Here is a 26,441-nt window from a genome sequence, read left to right as displayed (position 1 = left end):
TTGATTTTTATCTGTAATTTGTAATTCACATATTTCCATTGGTATTTGAAACCAATTTACTATAATGCTCATTTCATATTAGATAATGTTTGTTTTATGTAATCGCCATTGCTTATTCTTATTTTGGTTCAGAACAATGGCGATTTTATAAATGTGGTATTTATATTTTTTTACGTTGACTCGCTAAAAACCGTATTTTGTTGAATGAAAACCTAATTTTTGTAAACCTTGTCTAGTTTCTGGTGCGTTCATAAATAACTTCCATAAAAGCCCGGTTCTGTAATTTTCGATCATTACAACTTCTGGCCCCTGATCGATTGCCAAATAACGTTTTGCAACCCATTTGTTTCCTAAACTCAGTGCATCATAAAAGCCAGCATTGCCCCAGGTTTCATTTTTATGATTTTCATATAAATTACGTATTAAAGCCAATGATTCTTTTGGAGTATAAACAATAGAACTTATTGCTGCTGTAGGCGAAATAACCCCCTGATCGTTACTTGGCATATGAGCATTATACCCAACAGATCCATCAGGATTTCTGGAATATGATGCTGTGAGTCCCCAATAATCAGCACCGTACCCAGCAACCTTATTTGGGTTTGCTAAACAATACTCATAATTTATTTTGGTCTGATTTACATTCAAATCAAAATAATTAGCATATTGATCACTTAATTGATTTGGATCTAAACCAACATAAGAATAATGAGCCCAGAATAATGGTCCTCCAAATTCTTCAGCACCGTTATGCTTAAATAATAAAGGAATATTATATTTTGTTTTGGATGAAACGATTCCACCGCTTCTCGCCCAGCCTTCATGATATGCTTTTGCATCGATGGAATGAGTTGGCGAAGAAGCTGCCAGCACGTAAGTGATAAGGCATTCATTGTAACCCTCCAGAGGAAAATTCATCTCCCATTTATAGTTTGGCGACCAGTGCCAGTACAAAACATTTTTATTATTAGTGTACCATTTCCAGTCAATCCCTTTCCAAAGAGCATCGTATTTTTGAGCAACTGCTTTTTCTTTTTCAGAACCTTCTTTAAGATATTCACGAACAGTGATCATTCCTGCAGCTAAAAATGAAGTTTCAACCAGGTCGCCTCCATTATCTTTGGTTCCAAAAGGTTTTACTTTTCCTGTATTTCCGTCAATCCAGTGAGACCAGGCTCCGTGAAAACGATCTGCTTTATCTAAAAAATCTGCAATTTTATTTAATCTTTCAACACCCTGATCTTTTGTGATATATCCTTGAGATATCCCTGAAATAATGGCCATTAGTCCAAATCCGGAACCGCCAGTGGTAACAATATTGTAATCATTTTCGGGATAAACCCCATCCGGATGATAACGTTCTCTCGCTAAACCGGAATTAGGTTCAGCATAATCCCAGAAATATCTAAAAGTTTGTTTTTGAACCACATCCAAAAGCTGCTCATCAGTGAGTTTAGCTTCAGATACATTTTTTACTGCATTTTCTTTTGACTTATCAGTATTCGAACCACAACTAAAGAAAGTAAAAGCTAGTAATAAAACTGAAATTTTAATCATCATAAAAAAATTATGGTATTCTTAAAATAATCACTCCTAGCCATTTAAGGTTAAGACAGGAGTGATTCTGAAAATTTAATTAATAACCTCCAGGGTTTTGCTGAGAAAGTGTTCCTGCTTCTCTCAGGAAAGAAGTTGGAATAGGCCATAATTCATGTTTTCCAACTATAAAAGTTTTTCCATCTGCAGCCATAGCATCTTTAGCCTGACCTGTTCTGATAAGATCAAACCATCTGTCATGTTCAAATGCCAGTTCGACTCTTCTTTCTTTCCATATTGCCTTTCTTACATCAGTTTGGGTTAATGCAGGTGTTTCCCCTAAATTTGCTCTGAGCCTCACCTTATTTAATAGAGGAATAGCAAGTGAAGTCTGCCCCAATTCATTTAAAGCCTCCGCTTTCATTAGTAATACTTCTGCGTATCTTAAATATCTAAGATTCGTATCTGTAAATTCCTGATTAGAAAAATCTGATGAGTACGCTTTGTAGTTATACATCGGATTTGCAACTGACTCCGGTACTTCTGTACCATCATACAAAACCGATCCCCTGAAAATAATAGTAGCTGCTTTTCTTACGTCTCCCGGTTCATATGCATCTGCTAAACCCTGAGTTGGCGTATTAAAACCCCAGCCCCAGCCTCCGGATCCACGTGGTGCCTGAGAAACCGAGTAATTTCCGATTCCGAAACCAGGACTTGAAGTAGAACCAATTCCGTTGATTTCAAAAATAGATTCAATACCAAACTCCCCTTCTTTTTTGAATTGATAAGCATAATCGTCAACTAAATCATATCCGGTTACTTTATCACAATTGTCAATTACTTTCTGCCAGTTTTTCTGATATAGGTTTACTTTAGCAAGTAAGGCATAAGCAGACCCCTTGGAAACTCTTGTTTTATCATCTGCTCCATAAACTGATTTATCAGGCAAATTCATTATAGCATCATTTAAATCCTTTTCGATAAAAGCATAAACTTCTGCCGGAGACTTGCGGGTGAGCTGCATAATCCTGTCTTCTTCTGATGCTGGAAGTGGCAAATGATCAATAATTGGAACAGCCCCATATCCTTTTACCAAAGTAAAATACATAAAAGCTCTCATAAATTTTGTTTCTCCCTCTAGCCTTGTTTTTAGAGCCGATGTTGCTTTATCAAGTTTAGGAAGGAGATCCAAAGCCTGATTACATCTGTTTATTCCTGCATAATTAGCATCCCATATAGATTGAAATGAGGGAGTTGAAGCATTATAGGTTAAATTGTCAATTATATCCTTATCAGTACCCGCATCTCCCGGATCAGAGCCTTTGTCTGCATCATCTGAAATGATACTGGTAACAGCATTCCAGGCAAAAGATGACATTTCCCAGCCTAAAAATTGATTATAAATTGCTGTTACAAGTCCTTTAGCCCCTTCATCATTATTTATCAGTTCAACATCAGCAGGTACAGATTCAGTAGGGTTTACTTCTAAAAATTCATCTGCGCATCCCGAAAAGAGTAATCCGGTTAGCACAAAAATCGATATATATATTTTTTTCATGATATTAAAATTTAAAATTAGCACCTATTATAAATGATCTCAATGATGGATAAGCGTCTAATTCAACTCCCTGAGTACCTTCTACCAATTTTCCATCGCTTGTTATATCCGGTGAGAAACCTGAGAATTTTTGAGAAATAAACGGATTAATAGCATTGATATAAATTCGGCAAAAGCTAAAAAACTGATCATCTTTTAATGGGAGCTTATATCCTAAAGTAATGTTATTGATTCTAAAGAAATCTGCTGATTCTAAGAAAAAAGTAGAAATATAAGGTGTTACATTTGAAGGTCTTGGATTGGAAGCTGTCGTATTGGTTGGTGTCCAGAAATCATTAGCTACCGAGGCTTCAATATTTTCACCTCCAAAACGTTGTGCCTTTTTACCATTATATACTTTTGCTCCTCCTGTTCCATAACCATCAACAGAAAAATCAATATTTTTATAATTTAAACCTAAAGTAACTCCATAGGTAGAAGTTGGTAAAAGTGAGCCAACATACTTTTTATCAGTTCTCTCATTTAATGCTGTCTGAATTACTTTATCACCACTGGCGGTGTAATAAAGCATATTACCGTTTGCGGGATCAATTCCGGCAAATTCATACATGTAAAAACTTCCTAAAGGCTGTCCTACTGAAGTATTATCAAGTATTTTCGCATTTTGTCCATTTCCTAAACTTCCACCAATAATTGGTGATATCTGAACATTTTTAAGACTTGACAGTTCATTTTTGTTATGAGAAAAGTTTCCTCCAACCCAGTAACTTAAATTATCGTTTATTTTATCATCCCAACGTAATGCAATTTCATAACCTTTATTGAATACTTCTCCAACATGTGCCGGTGTTGCAAGTGTAATTCCTGATGTTCCGTAAGGTTTTACATTTAAAATTGTGTTGGTTGTTTTCTTATCATATAAATCAAATGAACCTTTCAATTTATTGCTGAATAACTCAAAATCAAAACCTGCGGAAAGTTCTTCTACAATTTCCCATGATAAATTAGGATCGACCTGCGAATTGATGGTGGTACCTGAACCAAGCCCTGGTACATCTACACCGGAAGTAAAAGTCTGCGTATTCAACGGTACGTTTTGATTTCCTAATCTACCCCACGAACCTCTTATTTTCAATAAGTTAATCGGCTCTATATCACTTAAAAAGCTTTCTTTTGATACAATCCAACCTAAACCAACCGATGGAAATGTTCCCCAACGTTTATCATCAGCAAATTGAGATGATCCGTCCCGTCTAACAGTTCCGGTAAGTAAATATTTGTCCATCAATTTGTACTGAAAACGGGCAAAATATGAGGCAAGCCTTCTTTGATTTAAAGCTTCATCTTTATATCCTGTCACTGTACTTGCAACATTAATATCTTTTAAAGACCAATAGTCAGCATTTGGATTTACATTTTTTCTGTCAATTGTCAATTTCTCTCTTGTACCCTGTACATTCGATTCAATACCTGCAGTAACTTCAACATCATGAATTTCAGCAAAAACTTTATTATAAGTTAAGTAGTTAGACAAATTCCAATTAAAATATTGATCTCTGCCCCTTGTTAAAGTATTTGTATTTAAACTTTTTGTATCGTACCCTGATGCTGCTCTTCCAGGATCTGCCGCAAGCCATAAAGCTAAATTATCAACATAGTTATACTGTTTGTAGGTATAAAATTCTCCATTAAATTGCGATGTAAATTTTAATGATTTTACAATTTCATAATCCAATTTCAAACCTCCCTGTAAAATAACGCTGTTTTGCTGCTCATTTGTATAATCTAACTGCGATACTGCATTACCAACATTGTTAAAAGATTCTCCTGTTTGGGCTACAATTCCATTTGAAACGAATGGTACACCATATTTCCCATCCTCATAACGCACAGGAACTAATGGAGTCTGTCTGTAAGCATTGGTAAAAGCACTCAAAGGAACTGGTCTGTTTTTTATGCTACTCACGCTAAAGTTTTGACCAATACTAAGTTTATCTGAAATTTTAAACTCATTATTACTTCTGAAAGTGGTGCGGCCATAATCAGATCCTTTTAAAATTCCTTTTTCTTCGTAATTACCAGCACTAAAAAAATATTTTATATTTTCTGAAGAACCTGAAATAGAAATATTGTTTTGGGTATAGGATCCTGTTCTGGTAATTTCATCAAACCAATTGGTATCATAAGGCTGATTGGCAGAAAACCTTCCTTGTGGATAAGCGTTACTATAAGCAACATTACTATAACGAACAAACTCCTCGCTATTTGCCATTTTTACTTTTTTCAATGGACTCCTAAAACCTGCAAAACTTTCAACATCTACAGTAAGTTTACCCTTTCCTGATTTTGTTGTAATCATAATTACACCATTAGCACCTCGGGTTCCATAAATAGCTAATGAGGAAGCATCTTTAAGAACTTCATAAGATGTAATATCATTAGCATTAATATTATTGATATTCTCAGTTGGCATACCATCCACAACATATAAAGGATTTCTTCCTCCTAATGCTGTACCGGCTCCCCTGATTAAAACTGAAGGTGTACTTCCAGGTGCATCAGAAGTTGAAACTTGTACACCGGCAGCTTTACCTTGTATGGCCTGTGATGCATTAATTACTTTCATCTTGGTAATTTCCTCAGATTTAATTGAGGTTACAGCAGAAGTATTATCAATTTTCTTTCTGGTTCCATATCCTATTACTACTACTTCTTTTAAGGCAGTATCTTCGGATTCTTTCAGTTTTATTTCCATTGGAACTGTTGTTGCAGGTAGAGACACAGCTTCAAAACCAAGCATTGAGATTTTAATGACTTCGCCTTCTTTGGCATTTATGGTAAAATTACCATCAAAATCAGTCTCAGCAGATGCTTTTGATTCCGAAGCCGAAATTATAGCTCCAGGAACTCCCATTCCACTACTATCTACTACTTTTCCTGTAATTGTTTGCCCTGACATATATGCAGGCAAAAGCAATAAGACAAAAAAGCTAAAAATAAAATTTTTCATAGAGTTTCTAATCGTTTAAGTTAGTAGAGCCAAGTTAAACAATTACAACGTTGTAGTACATCAATCTCTACCACTACACAGCTACATCAATATGCTAAAAAAAACACTTAAACACCTAATAATAAACATTTTATTATTTACATAAGTTTTATATATATAACACTATGATGTAGTAATGATGTATTGGAATAAGACAAAAAGCATAATAAAAAAATAAAATATATTCAAAATTCAATAGCACAAATTATATATTTAGTAAAAATTTCGAAAGATTTTCTTCCTGAGTAAGATTTAATTTCTTTCTTAAGCGATATCTATGTAGTTCAACACCTCTAAATGAAATATTCATTAATGGTGCTATTTCTTTTGAAGAAAGGTTCATTTTTAGATATACACATAGTTTGATATCTTTTGGAGTAAGTTTAGGGAACTTCTTTGAAAGAGTAGTTATAAATTCGTTGTGTATCTGATTCAGATTGGTTTCAAAGGTTTCCCATTCGTGTTTATTGACTTCATTGATTTTAATAGCTTTTTTAATCTCACTCCTAAGTTTATTAAAATCTTTCTCTGAATCTAATATATTTTGAATGTTTTCAATCATTTCACTTTGTTTGGCTATTGACAATGATTTTCCAGCTACTTCAGACGATTTGGTTTGAAGTTCAAGTTCAAGGATATGTTTCTCGTATTCCTGAATATTCAATTCGTTTTCAGCTTTTAATTCCATTTCCAGAATTTCACGCTGGTGTTTTAATTCTTCAGCCTGTAATTTTAATTTTTGAATATAACGAAGCTTATTCCATTTGTAATACAAAAACAACATTGCACTCACTAATAATAAATACAGAAGAATCATCCACACAGAAAAATACCATGGCTGAGCTACTTTAAAATCAAAATTGCAAATCTTGTCATAGTGAACACCGTCATGTTTATAAACACTAACAGAATGAAATCCGCTGCTTAAGTTATTGAGTAAAATATGTCCTTCATAAATAGGAACAAAATCCTTGTTGCTATTTATTGTGTAAAACAAATTAGGCTTGCTTGCACCATAAATCCCTGATATAACATTAATTTTCAGTTCTGTATTATATTTAATTTTAGAATCCTCTGGAAGCAGGACTCCTTCACTAAAAGCTTCAATTTTGAGATTCGTATTTTGATTGTTACTATATTTTAACTGAAGGGAAATAAATCCGTCATCAAGATTAAGCAAATAATGGTTTTGAGTTTTAAAAATTCTCAAATTGTCATTAATCAGCTTTCCTTTATAATATTTTTCCTGAATGATATTCCACACAAATTTATTTCCGGAAGCATAAATATGATATAAAATCCCATCCTGAAGGACCATAAAATGATTTTCATCGATTGCTACAACATCTGAAATATTTTTAAAATTGTCATTAAACAATTCATTTTCCTCAAGCTTATTCGTAATCGAATTGTAGGTATACCATAAATTATTGATCAGAAAAAGAATCTCATTTCTAAATTCAAAAATTTTTACCCCAAAATCATTTTCTATGGTACTCTTTTGTGTAATATTTTCAACCTTCCGGGTCTGGTACTTATCGCTATACAAAACACGATATAAACCCCGGTAGTTATCAGCAGCAAAAATTTCATTTTTTTTGTTTTGGGCCACATATTTTATTGGTTTCGAAATACCATCAATTTTTTTATATTCATTCAGTTTTGAAATATCATCGTATGCCAGAATCCCACTATAAGTCGATTGAAAACAGGTATTATTAATGCTGCTTTTCGATAAATTCCAACCACCACTTACATTATTTGTTTTAACTAAAGAACCGTTTTCATAACAAAAGGTCCCGTCATTATGGCCTATGATATATTTATTGCCATTTTTAGTAATATTCCATGCCTGTCCCTGAGTGTTTGGGATCATTTTAAATTTACCGGAATCAAATTCAAAAACACCATGATTAGAAGCTATTAAATAGCCTTTATTGGTAGTTGCAACGGAATATACCGAACCTAAAATTCCAGAATTGTCATAAAAAATGGATACTGGTGAATTTACTTCAACGTGTGCTATACCATTATCCAGACCTAGCCATAAATCATTTTCCTTATCAAATCCAATACTTAAGACAGAATTATTCATCAATACATTGTTCCGATCAATATTTTTGTAGCTGTCAGTTTTAAAATCATAGATAAAAACACCTTTGTTACCTGTACCTAAAACTAATTTGTCATTTTTTATAAACTTGGCTACGTTAATTGTAGCCGCTTTTAAAACTTCATTAAATGAATTATTCCAGGGTTTTAAAACTCCGTTTTCAACAATAAAAATTCCTTTTTTCTGAGTAAAAATATAGGTCTTGTTATTATATTTTTCTATTGCATGAACAACACTGTTCTTAAGAGCATCCCACCCTTTCGGATTGGCAATTTTGCTGTCGTCCATTTTAAAAACACCTTTTTCTACCGAAGCCACATACAGATTCTTATCAACTACAAAACAGTAAGAAATCAAAAATGGAAATCTGATTTTTCTGATCTGTTTTCCATTATAAATAAAAACATCGTTAAAAGATTGAAAATATATCGAACCGTTAAATTTGAAAATTTTCCAGATTTCTTCATTATCCTTTTCGTCGAATAAGCGTAGATTTTTGGTAATCGAAATATATCGCATCTTACCTTCCTTTCTCAGCCAATAGCCAAATTCTTTATAAGAACCGGAGTAAATTCTATCACCCTCAATCATTATAGAACGAATGATTGTTTTGTTTGGCAGCGTATATTTCTCCCATATAACGCCATCATATCGCAATAAATAATGATTATTGGCAAAATACATAGCGTTATCTTTCCCCTGAACAACATTCCAGATCTGATTGTCACCCTGATAATTGGATTTAGTATAATTTTCTACGAAAGGAAGTAATTCTTGCGATTGAATTTGAGCGGTAATGAAAAAGAAGAACAGTAATTTTAAGAGTATCGATTTCAAAATATTCAGATTTAACCTCAAATATACTCACAAATATTTAAAGTTTGAGCATAAAAAAGCTCCCTGTAGAGGAGCTTATATATTTAATTTTTATAATACTATTATAAAATTTGTCATTTTAAAATCCTAACTAATTCTGTAATAAATGATATACTTGACTGGCAATTTCAAATTCCTCATCTGTAGGAACTACCAAAACCTTTGCTCTTGAATTAGCTTTATTGATTTCTCTTATTTCCCTGGAACGGATTTGATTTTTTTCGTCGTCGATTTCAATTCCGAAATAATCCATATCAGCACAAACCAGTTTTCGCATATGTGAAGAGTTCTCGCCAATTCCGGCTGTAAAAACAATGGCATCTAAACCATTTAATGCTGCTGTGTAAGCTCCGATTGTTTTTTTAATTCGATATGCATTCATTAATAAAGCCAATTGGCAGTCTTTATTTCCTTTTTCAGCTTCTGATTCAATATCACGCAAATCACTGTAACCCGTAAGCCCAAGCATTCCGCTTTGTTTTAATAAAATGGCATTCACTTCATCAGCTGTGTAGCCCAGGTTTTTTATCAGATAAAAAATAACTGACTGATCAATATCTCCGGCACGCGTTCCCATTATCAACCCATTGGCTGGTGAAAAACCCATTGTAGTATCGATACTTTTTCCATCTTTTATAGCAGCCATACTACAGCCGTTGCCTAAATGAATGGTAATTATTTTGGAATTGCTCTCTAAATAGTCGATGGCTTTTTCAGAAACATATTTGTGGCTTGTGCCGTGAAAACCATAAACACGTACTTTATTCTCTGTCAAAAGATAATTCGGAATTGCATATTTATAAGCCTCAACCGGAATCGTCTGATGAAAAGCTGTATCAAAAACAGCTACCTGACTGGCCTCTGAAAAGATTTCTTCAGCAACATTTATTCCAACCAAATGTGCTGGATTGTGCAGAGGTGCCAATTCAGAAAGTTCTTTTATTTTTTCTTTCACCTCATCAGTTATAATAGTTGTATCCGAAAAATAACTTCCTCCATGTACAACACGATGTCCAACGGCAGAAATTTCTGAAGTCGATTTAATCACTCCTTTTTCAGTATCCAAAAGCATTTCAGCAACTTTTTGCAATCCCACTTTATGTGTTGGGACTGATACTATTTCTTGTATTGCATTTTCAGAAGTTTTAAAACTGATATTAGAAGTTTCAAGTCCAATCCTGTCAATCATCCCTGAACAAATTACTTCGTTTTCCGGCATAACCATTAACTGATACTTAATTGATGAACTTCCTGAGTTTATTATTAATATTTTCATTTTTTTTGATTCTATTTCTATTTATTACAAAACGTAAAAAACGTATAACATTTTACTTCTAACTTTTAACTTAAAATTACAATCCCTGAGCCTGAATTGCCGTAATAACCACTGTATTTATAATATCATCAACAGTACAGCCACGGCTCAAATCGTTTACAGGTTTATTTAATCCCTGCAGCATTGGTCCGATTGCCAGGGCACCAGTTTCTCTCTGAACCGCTTTATACGTATTATTTCCGGTATTTAAATCAGGAAAAATAAGTACGCTCGCCTGTCCTGCTACCTCAGAGTCCGGCATTTTGCTTTTTCCTACTGCACGATCCACAGCAGCGTCATACTGAATTGGCCCTTCAATTTTTAAATCAGGACGTTTTTGTTTTACAATTTCTGTTGCAGTACGGACTTTTTCTACCTCATCCCCTTTTCCTGATGAACCGGAAGAATAGGAAAGCATCGCAATTTTGGGTTCAATTCCGAAAGCTGAACTTGAATCTGCTGATGAAATTGCTATTTCTGCCAATTGTTCGGCCGTTGGATTAGGATTGATGGCACAATCTCCAAAAACTGAAACCCTGTCTTCAAGACACATAAAAAATACTGATGAAACTACAGATGAATTTGGTTTCGTTTTAATGAATTGCAATGCCGGTAAAATGGTGTGCTGAGTCGTATGCGCCGCTCCTGAAACCATTCCGTCAGCATGTCCTTTATAGACCATCATAGTACCAAAATACGAAACATCTTCCATTAAGTCCCTTGCCATTGTGATACTCACATTTTTGGCTTTTCTAAGCTCATAATACGTATTGGCATACTCTTCATAAAACTCAGATTCTATTGGATTTATGATCTTTACTTTCGAAAAATCAAACGTTAAACCTAGTTCGGTTACTTTGTTTTCAATTTGTTTTTTATCTCCGATGATTGAAATATCAACAACATCCATATCCAATAATCTTGAAGCGGCAATAATAATCCTGTCATCATTCCCTTCCGGAAGTACAATGTGTTTACGATGCTGTTTCGCTCTTTTTACCATATTGTACTGAAACATTTTTGGCGTCATTCCCTCAGGCACAAAAGTGATTAATCTTTCGGATAAAGCATCATTGTCAACATATTTTTCGAATGTTGTAATTGAGGTCTCAATTTTATGTGTGTTGTTGGCATAAATTTCAGACCGAATCGCACCAATTTTATTTGTAATATGATACGTTCCGCCATCAACCGCAATAATAGGAACGATTGCAGAAAGTCCTTCAATTAATTTTAAAATACTTTCTTCCGGAAGGATGTTCCCGGTAAGGATAATCCCCGAAATAGTAGGATAATTTGCTGATTCATTGGCCTGGAGCGCACCCAAAATAATATCGGAACGATCTCCTGGCGTAATAACAAGGGCATTATCATGCAGATGAACAAGATAATTATGCAACTGCATAGCACCAACGCTAAAATGACCAATTTCATTATTAAGATAGTTTTCTCCAAATAAAACCTTCGCATCCAGCTCATTAACAATTTCCTGCATTGTTGGATTGTTCAAACTTGAAATAAGCGGAATCGTATTGATCAGAACATTCGATGGTAGTGTTTTCTGAAGACTCTTTGTAACGAGTTCAATATTTTCAGGCTGAACTTTATTAGCAAATACTGATAAAACCTCAACTTCTTTTACTTTAAAAGAATCATAAACCAGATATAAACTATCTAGTAATTCCTCTAATGTTTTACCAACTCCCGAGCCAATTATAATCGTTGGAATTCCAAGGTTCTTAGCAATTAAAACATTCAAATCTAATTCTATTGAAGTTCCTTCACCAGTAAAACTGGTTCCTTCAACTAAAACAAAGTCAAAACGTTCTTCGAGTTTTTTATATTTTTCAATGATCAGATCCAGAACTTCTCCAATTTTACCTTTATTCTTTTTCTTGATTAGTTTGCTCTTGGTAATGGCATATGCATCATCAAATTTGATATCAAGATTAAAATGTGAAAGGACGGTTTCAATGTGATTGTCCTGTTCTCCATCAACAAAATCTTCAATAATCGGTCTGAAATAACCCACTTTAGCCGTTTTTCCAATCAAAATACTCATCAGACCGAGTGTTATGATTGATTTTCCGCTGTTCTGGTCGCTTGTGGCAATGTATATCGCTTTACTCATAATTTATATTTTGAATCTAATGTATTCGAATTATTTTAATACTGAATCTTTAAAACCAACGTCTTTTCTTAAAATAGATAATCAGGGCGATAACTAGTAAAAACATGATTCCCATAACAATAAAGTAACCGTTTTGGGCATGTAATTCGGGCATATTATCAAAGTTCATCCCATATACTCCAACAATAAAAGTAAGCGGAATAAAAACTGCTGAAATAATGGTGAGCGTTTTCATGATTTCATTCATTTTACGGCTTTGTTCCGAAAAATAAAAATTTGAGGCGCTTTCCAAAGAGCTCATATCCGATTCTATCTGTTCCAAAAGTTCAAGGCTTTTTTGATGCAGTCTTACAAAGAAATTAAAAGTCTCTTTTTGAATAAGACCATTCGTTTCATCATCATCTTTAATTGTTTTCAGATAATACAAAGAATCCCGAAGCGGTAAAATAGAGCGTTTCAAAAAATTAAAATTATCACGATGGTTTTCGATTTTCTCTAAAATAACCGGATCTGCCCCTTTTTTGGTTAAATCTATTAGTTCTTCGATATTATTCTCTTCATCTTCTATCGTAATATAAAAATTTTCCATTACGGCATCCAATAACAAATAAAGCAGATAATCTACCTTTTTGGTTCTTACAATTCCAGCATGTGCGCGAATACGTTCCCGGATATGTGTAAAGAAGTCGCTTCGTTTTTCCTGAAACGAAATGAGTATTCCGTCTTTTAGAATAAAACTAAGCTGTTCTACTTTAAGTCCGTCTGAATATTCTGAAGGCAAAAGCGATTTAATGTTAAAAAATAAAACATCACGCTGTTCTTCAAGTTTTGTTCGTTTTGTAGTATTTAAAATATCGGCAAGTAAAAAATCATCCAGCTTAAAATGATCACCGATTGTTTTAATAAGATTAATATCGTTTAATCCATGAATATTGAGCCAGTTATTTTTAGTATAATCAAAACAGGAATTTAGGGCTAAAACGGTAAACTTTTCATATTCAATAATATCTGAATCGTCATATACAAAAAGTTGCATCTCTGTTTCATGATCTTTGTGAGTCCCAGTATACTCTAAAGTAATATGTTGCAGCTTTCGTCCCTGTTTGTATTTTATCTTTCTCATTCATGAAATTTTACAATAGTAATATTACGAAAAAGAATCGGGATAAGAAATGACAATTGTCAGTTTGATATGAAGATATTGTTAGCAATTCAAAAAAATACTTTATAAAATCCAATACTTTTTAGTAAAACAATAATTCACGTTGTTTCATAAAATTAAGCCAAAAAAACCGGATCTGTTTTGTCAAATCCGGTTTTGTGTTAATTATTAAACTACTTATTTCGCTTCTACAACCTTATAAGTTAAATTATTAAAAACTCCTTCTTTAACTTCAACAACCTCAGGAGTAACAATTTTATTTTGCAAAATGCCTGCTTTTTCAGTTCTAAAACTAAAAGTCCCTGAAACAGTTTTTTTCTCAGCGTCCATAGATGTAATGGTAATTTTTCCAGATTTTACTAAATGTTCTGTATATGTATTACCATCGATTAAATATGTATTTACAAATAATGCATCACTTATTACTTCTGCATCAGATTCTTCTGCATCATCATCAGTAAAATTATATTGTCTTAGAGGCATTGTATTTGCAGATGTATACTCACTAGAACATGCTATGGAAAGCATTTGTGAATTATCCTTGGCACTAATATCAAAACGCTGTCCTTCACCAGGAAGTTTAATTAAGGAAACGTTAATAATTGTAGAAGGTTTCCATTCAGTACCGTTAATTTTTGCTGAAACTGATCCGCTTCCGCTGTTAGTGTTATCATTATCGTCACTGCTACATCCTGTAAATAGTATCGTTAATACCAATAATCCTAATCCCAAAATTTTTTTCATAGTTTGTTTTTCGATTAATTTTAGTTAAATTCTTTCCAAATTAACAACAAAAAAACCTAATAAAAAACTTAATAATTTTATTTTAAAAACAAATTATTAATCATTTTTATTACTAGCGTTTAAAATATCTAAAAGAATATATAAGGCTCTGAGGTTCTAGTTTTTAAAACACAAAGAACAATCTGGAGGGTTATCAAATATGATAAAAATCGCTAATCTAAAATTTTAAACAAAAAATCTTCAATAAAATGGCTGGTAAAACCCAAATTATTTTTTGATGAGACATCTGTAAGTTTAGGTAAATTAATACTAAAATATTGCTGATGATGCGAAGTTTCAATCAGCGTTGTACTTAAAGAGCGTGGGTATTTATATTTTGGGTTATATTCAGAAATTACCTCAGCTATTTTTCCACAGAGATCTTTATATGGTTTAAACACCTCATTTTTATTTATTTCTGCAACTTCTTTTACCAAATATACTTTACTGCTTTCTGCAATTACAATTTGATTAAGCAGCTTCTTGTTGTAGTCAAATTGATTGGTACTCTCTGTTGGTTCCTGAGTCAAAAGATTCACAATTATTTTTAATCTTTCCTTTTTATCTGTGACGTTTTCTAATTTGAACATCACTAAAAATTCCATATATGACCAATACCAATTAAGGATGTAAAGCAGAAGCCTGTGCTTGTTTTCAAAGTACCTGTAAATAGTTGCCTCTGTGCTATTTATTTCTATAGATAGCTTCTTGAAGGTAAACTGCTCAAAACCCAGCTCATAAATAAGGTCAATAGCCTTTTTTACCATTAATCTCCCTACCTCACTGCTTTCGGGATTTCTCAAGAAGATCTTTTCGTTTATATCAAATTTTACCTGAAATTCCATATTAATAACTGTTTTAGCAAATGTAATAAAGATTTATTACTTGATAGTATCTATATTCTATGAAATTATTTAACAATTATTTGAGATAGTATTACTATCATTTGAAATAGTTTTGTTATTTTTAAACCAAACCACTATAAACAATTGTATGCTGATAAATACTAAAATACCAGTCTCTTACCTTTTCTCCAAAGTTAAATATGAAATTTTATTTGTAATGATTATTGCAGTATTGGTTCATTTCCTTACTGCCAAATTCGAAAATCTCATACCTGTAATGCCCATAACCATTCCTGCTTTTATAGGGACAGCTATTTCTGTTCTTTTATCATTTAAGCTCAACCAGTCTTATGACCGCTGGTGGGAAGCCCGAAAAATCTGGGGAAGCATAGTAAATGACAGCCGAAGTTTAGTATTACAGCTGCAATCTTTCGTTTCAAAAGAAAGCCAGGAAGAAATCAAAGAAATTGCATTTAGGCATGTAGCATGGTGTTACAGCCTTGGACAAAACCTACGTGGATTGGATCCTATAGAAAATCTGGAAGATTTCATCACTAAAGAAGATATAACCGAAATAAAAAAACAGAGTAATAAACCACTAGCACTGCTGCAGCTAAACACGCTGCAGATAGCAGCATTGAGAGAGAAAAAATCACTTGAAATCTTCTCCCACGTACAATTAAACAACACTTTGGTTAATTTTTCAAATTACATGGGAATGGCTGAGCGCATCAAGAGCACTATTTTTCCTATAACTTACCGAATCTTTCTTCATTTCTTTATCTATATTTTTATTGTCACACTTTCAATTGCGCTACGAGATATAGAAAGCTATTTTGAGATTCCATTGTTGTTAGTGATCTCCACTACATTTTTTCTTTTGGAAAAATCAGCCACACACCTTCAGGATCCATTTAGAAACCGCCCAACAGATACTGCGGTAACTGCTATTGCAAGAACTATTGAAATAAATATTAAGGACCTGTTGAAAGAAACAGATATTCCTCAGCCCCTACAGCCGGAAAAATTTTATTTATCATAACTTAAATCAACCAAAAATGAAAACATTAACTAAAGAAATGCAGGCCGCAATTACTCCTTCAAAAGCCTTAGAGTTACTAAAAGAAGGAAACCAAAGGTTTGTAAGCAACCTGAAAATAAACCGTAATCTTCTGCAGCAGGCCAATGAAACTTCAGACGGCCAGCATCCTTTTGCCGTAATCCTGAGCTGTATTGACAGCAGAACTTCGGCAGAACTAATTTTTGACCAGGGCCTTGGAGATATTTTCAGTGTGCGTATTGCCGGAAATATCATCAATGAAGACATTTTAGGCAGTATGGAATTTGGCTGCAAAGTCGCTGGGTCAAAAATCATTGTTGTATTGGGCCACACAAAATGCGGGGCAGTAAAAGGTGCCTGCGACCATGTTGAAATGGGGAATTTAACCGCACTGCTAACAAAAATAAGACCAGCGGTTGATGATGAAACCCAGACAAAAGAAAATCGCAATTCAGGAAATCCTGATTTTGTAGAAAACGTATCGGTAATCAATGTGAAACGTACCGTTAAATCTATTATGGAAAGAAGTCCCATCTTAAAGGAAATGATTGAAAAGGGAGAGATAGGAATTGTAGGCGGAACTCATGATATTACAACAGGGGAAGTCGCCTTTTTAGCTGACACAATGATTTTTAAATAATATTTGTTTTTCTAAAATGCATATAAAATAATTTTTTGTAATGCATTTTTTATGCAGCTAAGAAATATTTTTTAACCTAAAATATGAAAAAGGGGCTGTCTCACAAGTCAGGACAGCCCCTTTTGAGTAAGAATGAATTTATTACTTAGATTCCTCAATAAAAGAAACAAAAAAGAATTTAAAAAAAAACCGCTATAAACATTAGTTTACAGCGGCTTAGCACTTATTATTGACTGATATTAATCAGTAATTATTTTACTTCTTCGAATTCAACGTCTTCAACGTTATCTCCTGAAGACTGCTCTTGTTGCGGAGCTGCTTGTTGACCTTCACCACCCTGAGCATACATTGCTTCTGTAGCTGTTTTCCAAGCTGCATTTACATTGTCTAATCCTTTTTGGATTGCGTCAAGATCCTGAGACTGGTGAGCCATTCTCAATTCAGTTAAAGCATATTCGATAGCTGTTTTGTGGTCAGCTGAGATTTTATCTCCTAACTCTTTCAATTGAGATTCAGTCTGGAAGATAGTACTGTCAGCTTCGTTTAATTTTTCAGCTCTTTCTTTTGCAATTCTGTCAGCATCAGCGTTAGCTTCAGCATCTTTTTTCATTTTTTCGATTTCTTCAGCTGTTAAACCAGAAGAAGCTTCGATACGGATATCGTGAGATTTTCCAGTTCCTTTATCAGTTGCAGAAACTTTGATGATACCGTTAGCATCAATATCGAAAGAAACTTCGATTTGAGGAACTCCTCTTGGTGCTGGTGGAATACCATCTAAGTGGAAACGACCGATAGTTTTGTTATCAGCAGCCATTGCTCTTGCCCCTTGTAAAACATGGATTTCAACAGATGGCTGAGAATCAGCAGCTGTAGAGAATACCTGAGATTTTTTAGTTGGGATAGTAGTGTTAGCATCGATAAGAGTTGTCATTACACCACCCATAGTTTCGATACCTAAAGCTAATGGAGTTACGTCAAGTAACAATACATCTTTTACATCTCCAGATAAAACTCCACCCTGAATAGCAGCTCCAATAGCCACAACCTCATCAGGGTTAACACCTTTAGATGCTTTTTTACCGAAGAATTTCTCCACTTCGTCAGCGATTCTTGGCATACGGGTAGAACCTCCAACAAGGATTACTTCGTCGATATCAGATGTAGATAAACCTGCATCTTTCAATGCTTTAGCAACTGGCTCCATAGAACGTTTTACTAAAGAATCAGATAATTGCTCAAATTTAGCTCTCGATAATTTTTTTACTAAGTGTTTAGGTCCAGAAGCAGTAGCAGTAACGTATGGTAAGTTTACCTCAGTTTCAGCAGAAGATGATAATTCAATCTTAGCTTTCTCAGCAGCTTCTTTTAAACGCTGTAATGACATTGGGTCTAAACGTAAATCAATACCTTCTTCAGATTTGAATTCGTCAGCTAACCAGTCAATAATAACCTGGTCAAAATCATCACCACCTAAGTGAGTATCACCATTTGTAGATAATACTTCGAATACACCGTCTCCTAATTCAAGAACAGAGATATCAAAAGTACCTCCACCTAAATCGTAAACAGCTATTTTTTGATCTTTACCTTTTTTATCCAATCCGTAAGCAAGTGCAGCAGCAGTTGGCTCGTTGATGATACGCATAACTTTAAGACCAGCGATTTCACCGGCTTCTTTAGTAGCCTGACGCTGAGCATCGTTAAAGTAAGCAGGAACTGTAATAACTGCCTCAGTTACTGTTTGACCTAAATAGTCTTCAGCAGTTTTTTTCATTTTTTGAAGTGTCATTGCAGACAACTCCTGAGCAGTATATAAACGCCCGTCAATATCCACACGTGGTGTATTGTTGTCACCTTTTACAACACTGTAAGGAACTCTTTTGCTTCTTCAGCCGTTTCAGCAAAAGTGTGTCCCATAAAACGTTTAATAGAAGCAATCGTTTTTGTAGGATTCGTTACTGCTTGTCTTTTTGCAGGATCCCCTACTTTAATTTCTCCACCTTCAACAAAAGCGATGATAGAAGGAGTAGTTCTTTTTCCTTCTGCGTTAGGGATAACAACTGCTTCGTTACCTTCCATTACAGAAACACAAGAGTTCGTCGTACCTAAGTCAATTCCGATTATTTTACCCATTTTTTATATATTTAATTTTTGATTTAATTTTTAAACTCATGTGGCATAAGTCAATCTTTGTGCCAAGATAAAAAAGCAATATAATTTGTCAGTTTGCTATTGGCATGCCAAAAAAAATCTGCCAACATGACATTTTAAAAACCTGACAAACGACAAAACTGTCTACAGAAGAACTCTAAATTCTACTTATCAATGGTAAAAAAGTTAGTTTTATCATTTTACGCCATGCTTCACTTTATTTAATAAGATTTACAGCAACTTTGACAGACATGGCACATGCAAAATTCTTTACTATTCTTTTTTTTGTAATATTTTTTCTATGTTTTCGCTCCCCTTTTTAGATCTCAAGATCAAACAGCTAAAATTCCCAAATACACAACTTAAAAACCTTATTAATGATTGACAATTTAAAATACACTACCAAACTTTTTAGCAGTGCCGCATTTAGTTTTCTTAAAATAAATATTATCGGACAACTATTAATTTGTGCTTTATCTGTAGCTACCTTATTAATATTCCTTTTTCAATCAGCCGATGGTCCCGGTGCACCAGGTGGTTTAACAATTATTCCAATCACCATGACTCTTTTCTTTGAGAGACCTATTGGCTTTACCCTTACTACTCTTTCTATTTTTGTCCTTCCTTTTATATTGTTTTCTTTTGGAAATAAATATATCATTTCGAAAACAACAAATAAACTATTATCCGATAAAGGAGAAAAGCTTCTGTTTCCGATTATTGAGAAAGTCCTGGGCAAAATTAAAACAAACCAACCCGGCTTATTAAAAAAAGGAGCAGACAATACAAAATTAAAACTAAGATTAATTCAGGAAATTAAAGATTCTAAAGAAAGTAATAAATGGTTAAAAAAAATTATTATTTACGGTTTTAAAAAAATAAATCTTGATGATGTTGATTTTACAAATGAAAACATAAGCTTTGTGGATATTATAAAAGAAAAAACTATATCCGGATTAAAAGATGTTTCAAACCCAAGCAGAAACTTTTTTTGGATTATTATAGGAATACAAATATCACTCTTGATTCTGGTTAGTACCCGAATGATATAACGAAAAGTTAAAACGAATAAAAATAACTTTAATTTAGAAAAACTACCATTTGATATTCGTAATTTCGATTTCAAATTAAAATTACAAAATGGCTTCATTTATAAAAGAAATATCCTTTCGCTGGTCCGATCTTGATCCTAATTTTCATGTCCGTCACAGTGCTTATTACGATTTTGGTGCTCAGCATCGTATCGAAATCCTAAACGAATTAGGTTTAACTTTAAGAGTAATGCAGGAACAAAGTTTTGGACCTGTTTTATTTAGGGAAGAATGTGTTTTCAGAAAAGAATTAAAACTTTCGGATAAAATTTTCATTCATACCAAAACATCCAAAATGAAAGCTGATGCTTCGCGCTGGTCTATCATTCACGAATTCCGCAGAGAAGACGATACACTTTGTGCCACTATTACAGTTGATGGTGCCTGGATGGATACAAAACTTAGAAAACTGGCTTCGCCAACGCCAGAGATTGCTGTCGAGGCATTGAGCATTTTTCCAAAAAGTGACGATTTCGTAGGACTTTAAAAAATATCCAATTCATTATAAATTAGAAAAACCGTTACAAAATAAATGTAACGGTTTTTTTTTATGATAATATTTTGTTTTTTACTCTGCTACAATTTTGTAATTGCTGTTTAAATTTTCTCCTGAAACATTTAAAATATAAAGTCCTGATACTTTTTTATTTGCAATGTTTAACTTAAAAACGCCATTTCCATCGGATGAAATTTTTTCCTTAAGAATAATTTTCCCTGTTACATCGCTTAACGTCGCTGTAACATATGATTGTTTATAACCTGGAATACTGATAAAAATCTGTTCTTTTGCAGGATTAGGATAGACAGTACCACTAACTTTATTTTGTGTAAACTTATCATTACTCAATAACGTTTGATTGTACAACTGCGTTATCTCTGTTGCAGTTAGTGCATAATTAAATATTTTAAGTTCATCAAATAAACCTTTGTAAGGTGCCGGAGTAGTATTGGCAAACAGTTCAAGTGCCCCGATATTCCCAATTACTAAATCTGTTGCTTCTCCAATCCCTACAGCTGTCCCTGTTGCATCAGTTTTCTCATTAGTAAAAACACCATTCGTATATATTCTTAATTTAGATGCGGTAACATCTCTCATAATAATCACATTTACCCAATTTCCTGTAAAATAACTGGTCGCTGCTAATGATGATGCAAGTTCCGTTTTTGTTTTATCATCATCTATTGCAAAACGCAATTGATTGCTTTTAATTTCCACATTAAATCTTCTTCCTGTTGCTCCTGTAGTCGTATTTTTTGTCATCGACCCTTTGCATAATATATATGAACTTAATGTTGAACCTGCCGGTATTAAACTGGCATCAGCTTTCATCCAAAATGAAACAGTAAAGGAATTTTTGTCAAATAAAATATTATCCTGATTAGGAACACTTACCATAAGTTTATTAGGCGTTAATGTTGCAAAATCTATGGCGTTGTTCTCTTTTCCGGCTACTCTCACATTACTATTATCAAAAGCTGCATCTAATTGTCCGTTGTTTCCATAGCCTGAAATATCTTCAATTTGCTGGCCTTCTCCTGCTGCTTCCTTAAACGGCCAATGACCAACAAGTTCTGGTGTCAGCGCACGGAAATTCCATACATCGCCGGTTATTGTTCCTTTAGCATTAGAAGCATCAATCCTCCAATAATAAGTTACTGCCGGACTTAATCCTGTAAGTTGATAAGATGGAGCTGCAACATAAGCTACATCAGCTAGCTTAGCTAAATTTAAAGGATCTGTACCAAAATAAACAGCATAAGTTGTTGTATTTGTGCTTCCACTCCATTTCAGCGTTAAATTCCCACTTGTCAACTGAATGTTAGTAAGTCCTGTAGCCGGATTAGGTGCAGATGCTTTAACTGGAGCTGACGGAATTGGCGGTGTAGTTACCGAAGCTGTTTCATATACTGATGATTCTGCGCTGTTCTTTGCTTTAACACGATAATAATATTGCGTATTTGGAAGCAAACCTGTATCATTATAACTTGTAGTGTTTGCCCCAAGGGTCGCGATTACATTAAAATTAGTGCCATTATCTGAACGCTCTAGAATATAATTATCTTCGTTTGTTGCACCGTCAATCCAGTTGACTTTTAAAGAACTTGCTGGTGGGACTTCTGTTGAAACCACATTCGTAAAATTCACATTAGATGGCGGAATAATAAAATCTACAGGTGTTGTATTGGTTAATCCGTTAATATACACTTCAATATTCAGATAAGGTGCATTTGTTGTACTTACCAATAAAGCATCGGCCGTATTTTTATCTAATCCGTTGGCGTCTTCCCAGGCATCCGGCATACCGTCATTATCTGTATCCAAAGAAGCCGGAGCACCATAAACATGTCCAGCACCTCCGTTTATAAAGCCAAACTTACTGGTCAAATCACTTTGAACATACACATACGTTGCTGTTGTACCTTTAGACATTAAATCTGAAATCATTAAATTTTCTACCTGATCCCGTCTTGGATAAGAAGCTCCAACGCTTGCTATAATCTTATTATAAGCATCCTGAGCAGACAATGTTGGATTTTTCATTGGATAATCATACGGTGTTGACAAAAGAGTTGATAAATCTCCGGTAGGATATCCTGTTAAATCGTAAGGAACTAGTGTACCATTTAAAACACCGTCCTTATTATTATCAAAATAATTTCCGGAACCATATAATGAGAAGTTATCATTTCCACGGTTAAAAGGTGATGAAACTGTATTACTTGTATTTGGTCCGCCTATAAAATAATTATTGATAATGTTAACATCTGAACCTCCCGCAGAATCTCCCCCCATAATGTAGGCATCTCCTGATTCAGTATGTCCGTATGTATTTCCGTAATTCCCCCAATTATAAACAACGTTGTTTACAAACTCATTAATCCCTTTTACTTTATTGTTACGGGTTTTATTACAGATGTACAAATTTCCAATTAGGCTTATTTTACCCCCGGCAGAAGGCTGCATTAACCCTCCGGCTGAGTGGTTGTGACGGTGCATTCCCTGTCCAATAATAGAATTCTGTATCGTTATGTTATCCGGGCTTAGACCTTTATTGTCCCAGTTAACAGAAAACACTTCGTCTGTACCCCAGGTAAAACTCATATGGTCCAAAATTATATTGGCACCATTTGATATACCCGACGCATCCTGATTTTGAGTGGTAGCCCCAAAACGAATACGAACATAACGGGCAATCGTATTGCTAGCTCCGGTAAATGAAACCTTTGCTCCTAACAGAACAATTCCCTCTCCTGTTGCTGTTTGGCCCGCAATAGTGGTGTTTTTTGCAATAGCAATTGGAGAAGCTACATTTATAATTCCCCCTACTTTAAAAATAACAAACCTTCCTTCCTGACTCACTGCATCACGAAATGAACCCGGTCCGCTGTCATTTAAATTTGTTACTAAATAAATTTGAGGATTTGCAGCTCCCCTTGCCCCTGTGGTAAATCTTCCGAAACCGGTAGCTTCCGGAAATGCCAGTGTCTGGGCTTTTAAATCACTGACGGTAGTAATTAATCCACAGACCATAAAAACTTTAAGCGCATGCTTAAATGTTAAGGTAATTTTTTTCATAATTGGTTAAATTGGTTAAATAGTTATACCTAATATAGTTAGAAGCCGTTGAGAGTCTGTCCTGTTGCATCCTGTATGCTGCTTAACTGCTCACTACTTATCACATTTTCTTTTTAAAAGAAAAATCTTTCTTACTGAAATAATTTTCTGATAACTTTAAGATTTTACGTTTTGCTTTTAAAATACTAAGCTTTAATTTTATAAATACCGCCGTTAAAAACATGCTGAAATGAAAAAACTAAAAATTATATTGCTCATACTTCCTTTTTTTGCTTTTCGCAGCAGGAAAAAATAAAAGCATTGGATATTAATTTAACGAATTATGAATATCCTTTTACGGTCAGTTTTCTAGAAATAAGCAATCAGCGACAGCTTTTAAAGATGGCTTACATGGATATCAAACCCAATAATTACAATAATAGAAACATTGTCTTATTTCACGGAAAAAATTTCAATGGAGCTTATTGGGAAACTACCATCAAAGCATTAGTAAAAGAAGGCTTCAGGGTTATTGTGCCGGATCAGATTGGTTTTGGAAAATCATCAAAACCGGATAATTTCCAATATACATTTCAGCAGTTTGCCGAGAACACCAAAAAACTTTTAGACCATTTGGGAATTAAAAAAACAGCTGTTTTAGGGCATTCTATGGGCGGAATGTTAGCTACAAGATTTACACTGATGTATCCGGAAACTGCTGAGAAATTAGTTTTGGAGAATCCGATTGGCTTAGAAGACTGGAAATTAGTCGTACCGTACAAACCTGTTGATTGGTGGTACGAAAGTGAATTAAAACAAAACTATGAAGCCATCAAAAAATACCAAATGACGAATTATTATGATGGGAAATGGAATGCTGATTTCCAAAAGTGGGCCGAACTTGGCGCGGGATGGACTTCTGATCCTAATTACAAAATTGTTGCCTGGAATTCTGCTCTTATGTACGATATGATCTTTACGCAGCCTGTTTTATACGAATTTAAAAATATCAAAAGTCCAACACTATTAATTATCGGAACAAGAGATAAAACTGCATTGGGAAAACCGCTTGTTTCGGAAGAAGTCAGGAAGACAATGGGCAATTATGCCGAACTGGGCAAAAAAACACAAAAAGCAATTCCGAATTCGAAACTTGTAGAAATCGCCAATACCGGACATTTACCACATATTGAATCTTTTGATCAGTTTATAAAACCATTAATCGTATTTTTGAAACAATAAAGTTAACCTTAAATCAAAATTTTATGTTTACAATCGAACAAATAAAAGAGGCACATGCCAAAGTAAAAAGCGGTGCCGATTTTCCAAATTATATACAGGACCTAATTATTTTGGGCGTAAAAGGGTATGATACGTTTGTTAACGATGGCCATGTTGAATATTATGGTGTAAATAATTATTCTGTCATCTCAGAAGAAAAATATGCTGAAATAAAAGTTGAAGATACAGCGAATAAAGAACGTTTTATAGAATTTCTGGTAGCGCATCAGGATGGTCAGACAGATTATATTACTTTTTGCAATCATTCCGGACAATGCGGAATCGCAAAATGGCGTGTTGATATTATGGAAATGACCTGTACCTATTTTGATAAATCTGGTGATGAAATCCTGATCGAAAAAATACCTGATTAATTATCTATAACAAAATCAGATGTCACAAAATTGGTACCCTATAATCGAACCCGAAGCATTACTACAGCTAAAAAATTCATCCGAAATTATATTGGTTGATGCCAGAGCCGGACTTAATATGGAGGAAAATTATAAAAAAGAACATTTAAAAGGTGCACGTTATGCAGATCTAAACCGTGATTTGGCTTCTGTGGACTGCAATCCTGCAAATGGCGGAAGACATCCATTGCCTTCGTTGAAAAAATTTTCAGGAGTCCTGTCTAAACTTGGTATTACACCGCAAAGTCACGTTATTGTTTATGACGATAAAAACGGTTCTAACGCAGCGTCAAGATTTTGGTGGATGCTAAAAGCTGTTGGTCACCAAAAAATACAGGTTTTAAACGGAGGTTATCAGGTGGCAATCCATAAAGGTTTTCCATTAAGCACCGGAATAGAAAGTTTTGATACAGCTGAAAAATATCCGGTTTCAGACTGGCAACTTGCTTTAAGCAATATTAACGAAGTAGATAAAGCCCATAACAACCCTGAAAATATTGTCATTGACGTAAGGGACAAAAATCGTTTTGAGGGGCTTACAGAACCGCTAGATTTGATTGCTGGTCACATTCCAGGTGCTATCAATGTTCCTTTCAGCGAAAACTTAGACGAAAACGGCTTTTATCTTTCTGCTGAAAAACTGGCAAAAAAATATACTGAAATTTTAGGTTTAGTGAAACCGGAGAATGTAATCGTTCATTGCGGTTCCGGTGTTACGGCCTGTCACACTCTATTAGCGATGGATTATGCCGGAATTCCAATTCCGCACCTTTACGTAGGATCATGGAGTGAATGGTCTAGAAGTAATAAACCTATGGTAACAAAGTAAAATTAAATTACTTAATCAGCAAAAAAATGAAAGGCGTACCTATTTTTAA

General features: G+C 34.2%; 17 protein-coding genes and 1 pseudogene. 7 read left to right on the top strand and 11 right to left on the bottom strand.

Going from position 1 to position 26,441, the window contains the following annotated elements:
- Window positions 1-183: 183 nt before the first annotated feature.
- The 9 genes from P5P89_RS18105 to P5P89_RS18065 all read right to left on the bottom strand — a co-directional run bounded on the left by P5P89_RS18105 (window position 184) and on the right by P5P89_RS18065 (window position 15,371).
- Complete coding sequence (locus tag P5P89_RS18105; RefSeq protein WP_278012039.1) at window positions 184-1,557, bottom strand: glucoamylase family protein; 1,374 nt, start codon at window positions 1,555-1,557, stop codon at window positions 184-186.
- Between the two features lie 79 nt (window positions 1,558-1,636).
- A complete protein-coding gene (locus P5P89_RS18100; RefSeq protein WP_278009565.1) occupies window positions 1,637-3,097 on the bottom strand; it encodes a RagB/SusD family nutrient uptake outer membrane protein in 1,461 nt (486 codons plus the stop codon).
- A gap of 4 nt (window positions 3,098-3,101) precedes the next feature.
- Window positions 3,102-6,107, bottom strand: coding sequence for a SusC/RagA family TonB-linked outer membrane protein (locus tag P5P89_RS18095; protein WP_278009564.1), 3,006 nt, complete (start codon window positions 6,105-6,107; stop codon window positions 3,102-3,104).
- 244 nt (window positions 6,108-6,351) lie between these two features.
- Window positions 6,352-9,096, bottom strand: a complete 2,745-nt coding sequence (locus tag P5P89_RS18090) for a helix-turn-helix and ligand-binding sensor domain-containing protein (protein WP_278009563.1) — start codon at window positions 9,094-9,096, stop codon at window positions 6,352-6,354.
- Window positions 9,097-9,226: 130 nt separating this feature from the next.
- Window positions 9,227-10,411 carry an acetate/propionate family kinase gene (locus tag P5P89_RS18085; protein WP_278009562.1) on the bottom strand — a complete coding sequence of 395 codons (1,185 nt, stop codon included), beginning with the start codon at window positions 10,409-10,411 and terminating at the stop codon, window positions 9,227-9,229.
- A gap of 76 nt (window positions 10,412-10,487) precedes the next feature.
- Window positions 10,488-12,581 carry a phosphate acetyltransferase gene (gene pta, locus P5P89_RS18080; RefSeq protein WP_278009561.1) on the bottom strand — a complete coding sequence of 698 codons (2,094 nt, stop codon included), beginning with the start codon at window positions 12,579-12,581 and terminating at the stop codon, window positions 10,488-10,490.
- A gap of 49 nt (window positions 12,582-12,630) precedes the next feature.
- The gene (corA, locus tag P5P89_RS18075; protein WP_278009560.1) at window positions 12,631-13,704 is read right to left on the bottom strand and encodes a magnesium/cobalt transporter CorA; all 1,074 of its coding nucleotides are present in this window, start codon (window positions 13,702-13,704) and stop codon (window positions 12,631-12,633) included.
- Window positions 13,705-13,920: 216 nt separating this feature from the next.
- Window positions 13,921-14,487, bottom strand: a complete 567-nt coding sequence (locus P5P89_RS18070) for a Riean_0653 family protein (RefSeq protein WP_278009559.1) — start codon at window positions 14,485-14,487, stop codon at window positions 13,921-13,923.
- Window positions 14,488-14,699: 212 nt separating this feature from the next.
- Window positions 14,700-15,371 (bottom strand): TetR/AcrR family transcriptional regulator, encoded by a 672-nt coding sequence (locus P5P89_RS18065; RefSeq protein ID WP_278009558.1) that lies wholly within the window; start codon window positions 15,369-15,371, stop codon window positions 14,700-14,702.
- 217 nt (window positions 15,372-15,588) lie between these two features.
- Between P5P89_RS18065 and P5P89_RS18060 the strand changes: the two genes are divergently transcribed.
- Complete coding sequence (locus P5P89_RS18060) at window positions 15,589-16,413, top strand: bestrophin family protein (RefSeq protein ID WP_278009557.1); 825 nt, start codon at window positions 15,589-15,591, stop codon at window positions 16,411-16,413.
- 16 nt (window positions 16,414-16,429) lie between these two features.
- Window positions 16,430-17,071, top strand: coding sequence for a carbonic anhydrase family protein (locus P5P89_RS18055; RefSeq protein WP_269235633.1), 642 nt, complete (start codon window positions 16,430-16,432; stop codon window positions 17,069-17,071).
- A 250-nt stretch (window positions 17,072-17,321) separates the two neighbouring features.
- Here P5P89_RS18055 and dnaK read toward each other — a convergent pair.
- Window positions 17,322-19,204, bottom strand: a pseudogene (gene dnaK / locus P5P89_RS18050) (molecular chaperone DnaK).
- A gap of 395 nt (window positions 19,205-19,599) precedes the next feature.
- Between dnaK and P5P89_RS18045 the strand changes: the two are divergent.
- Together P5P89_RS18045 and P5P89_RS18040 are read left to right on the top strand one after the other, a co-directional pair.
- A complete protein-coding gene (locus P5P89_RS18045; protein WP_278009556.1) occupies window positions 19,600-20,274 on the top strand; it encodes a hypothetical protein in 675 nt (224 codons plus the stop codon).
- An 88-nt stretch (window positions 20,275-20,362) separates the two neighbouring features.
- A complete protein-coding gene (locus P5P89_RS18040; RefSeq protein WP_163394670.1) occupies window positions 20,363-20,800 on the top strand; it encodes an acyl-CoA thioesterase in 438 nt (145 codons plus the stop codon).
- A gap of 81 nt (window positions 20,801-20,881) precedes the next feature.
- Here P5P89_RS18040 and P5P89_RS18035 read toward each other — a convergent pair whose 3' ends face one another.
- Window positions 20,882-23,890, bottom strand: a complete 3,009-nt coding sequence (locus P5P89_RS18035; RefSeq protein ID WP_278009555.1) for a LamG-like jellyroll fold domain-containing protein — start codon at window positions 23,888-23,890, stop codon at window positions 20,882-20,884.
- 249 nt (window positions 23,891-24,139) lie between these two features.
- Between P5P89_RS18035 and P5P89_RS18030 the strand changes: the two genes are divergently transcribed.
- Genes P5P89_RS18030 through P5P89_RS18020 form a run of 3 tightly spaced genes read left to right on the top strand, consistent with a single transcriptional unit; the run spans window position 24,140 to window position 26,392 of the window.
- A complete protein-coding gene (locus P5P89_RS18030; RefSeq protein WP_278012038.1) occupies window positions 24,140-25,111 on the top strand; it encodes an alpha/beta fold hydrolase in 972 nt (323 codons plus the stop codon).
- A 23-nt stretch (window positions 25,112-25,134) separates the two neighbouring features.
- The gene (locus tag P5P89_RS18025) at window positions 25,135-25,524 is read left to right on the top strand and encodes a DUF1398 domain-containing protein (protein ID WP_278009554.1); all 390 of its coding nucleotides are present in this window, start codon (window positions 25,135-25,137) and stop codon (window positions 25,522-25,524) included.
- A gap of 19 nt (window positions 25,525-25,543) precedes the next feature.
- Window positions 25,544-26,392: a sulfurtransferase gene (locus P5P89_RS18020; RefSeq protein ID WP_278009553.1), complete on the top strand. Its 849-nt coding sequence runs from the start codon at window positions 25,544-25,546 to the stop codon at window positions 26,390-26,392.
- Window positions 26,393-26,441: the final 49 nt, after the last annotated feature.

This window comes from Flavobacterium gyeonganense, assembly GCF_029625295.1.
In the GTDB taxonomy this organism is placed as follows: Bacteria; Bacteroidota; Bacteroidia; order Flavobacteriales; family Flavobacteriaceae; genus Flavobacterium; species Flavobacterium gyeonganense.
The sequence above is the reverse complement of the archived record's forward strand: the minus strand, read 5'-3'. Positions and strand labels throughout refer to the sequence as shown.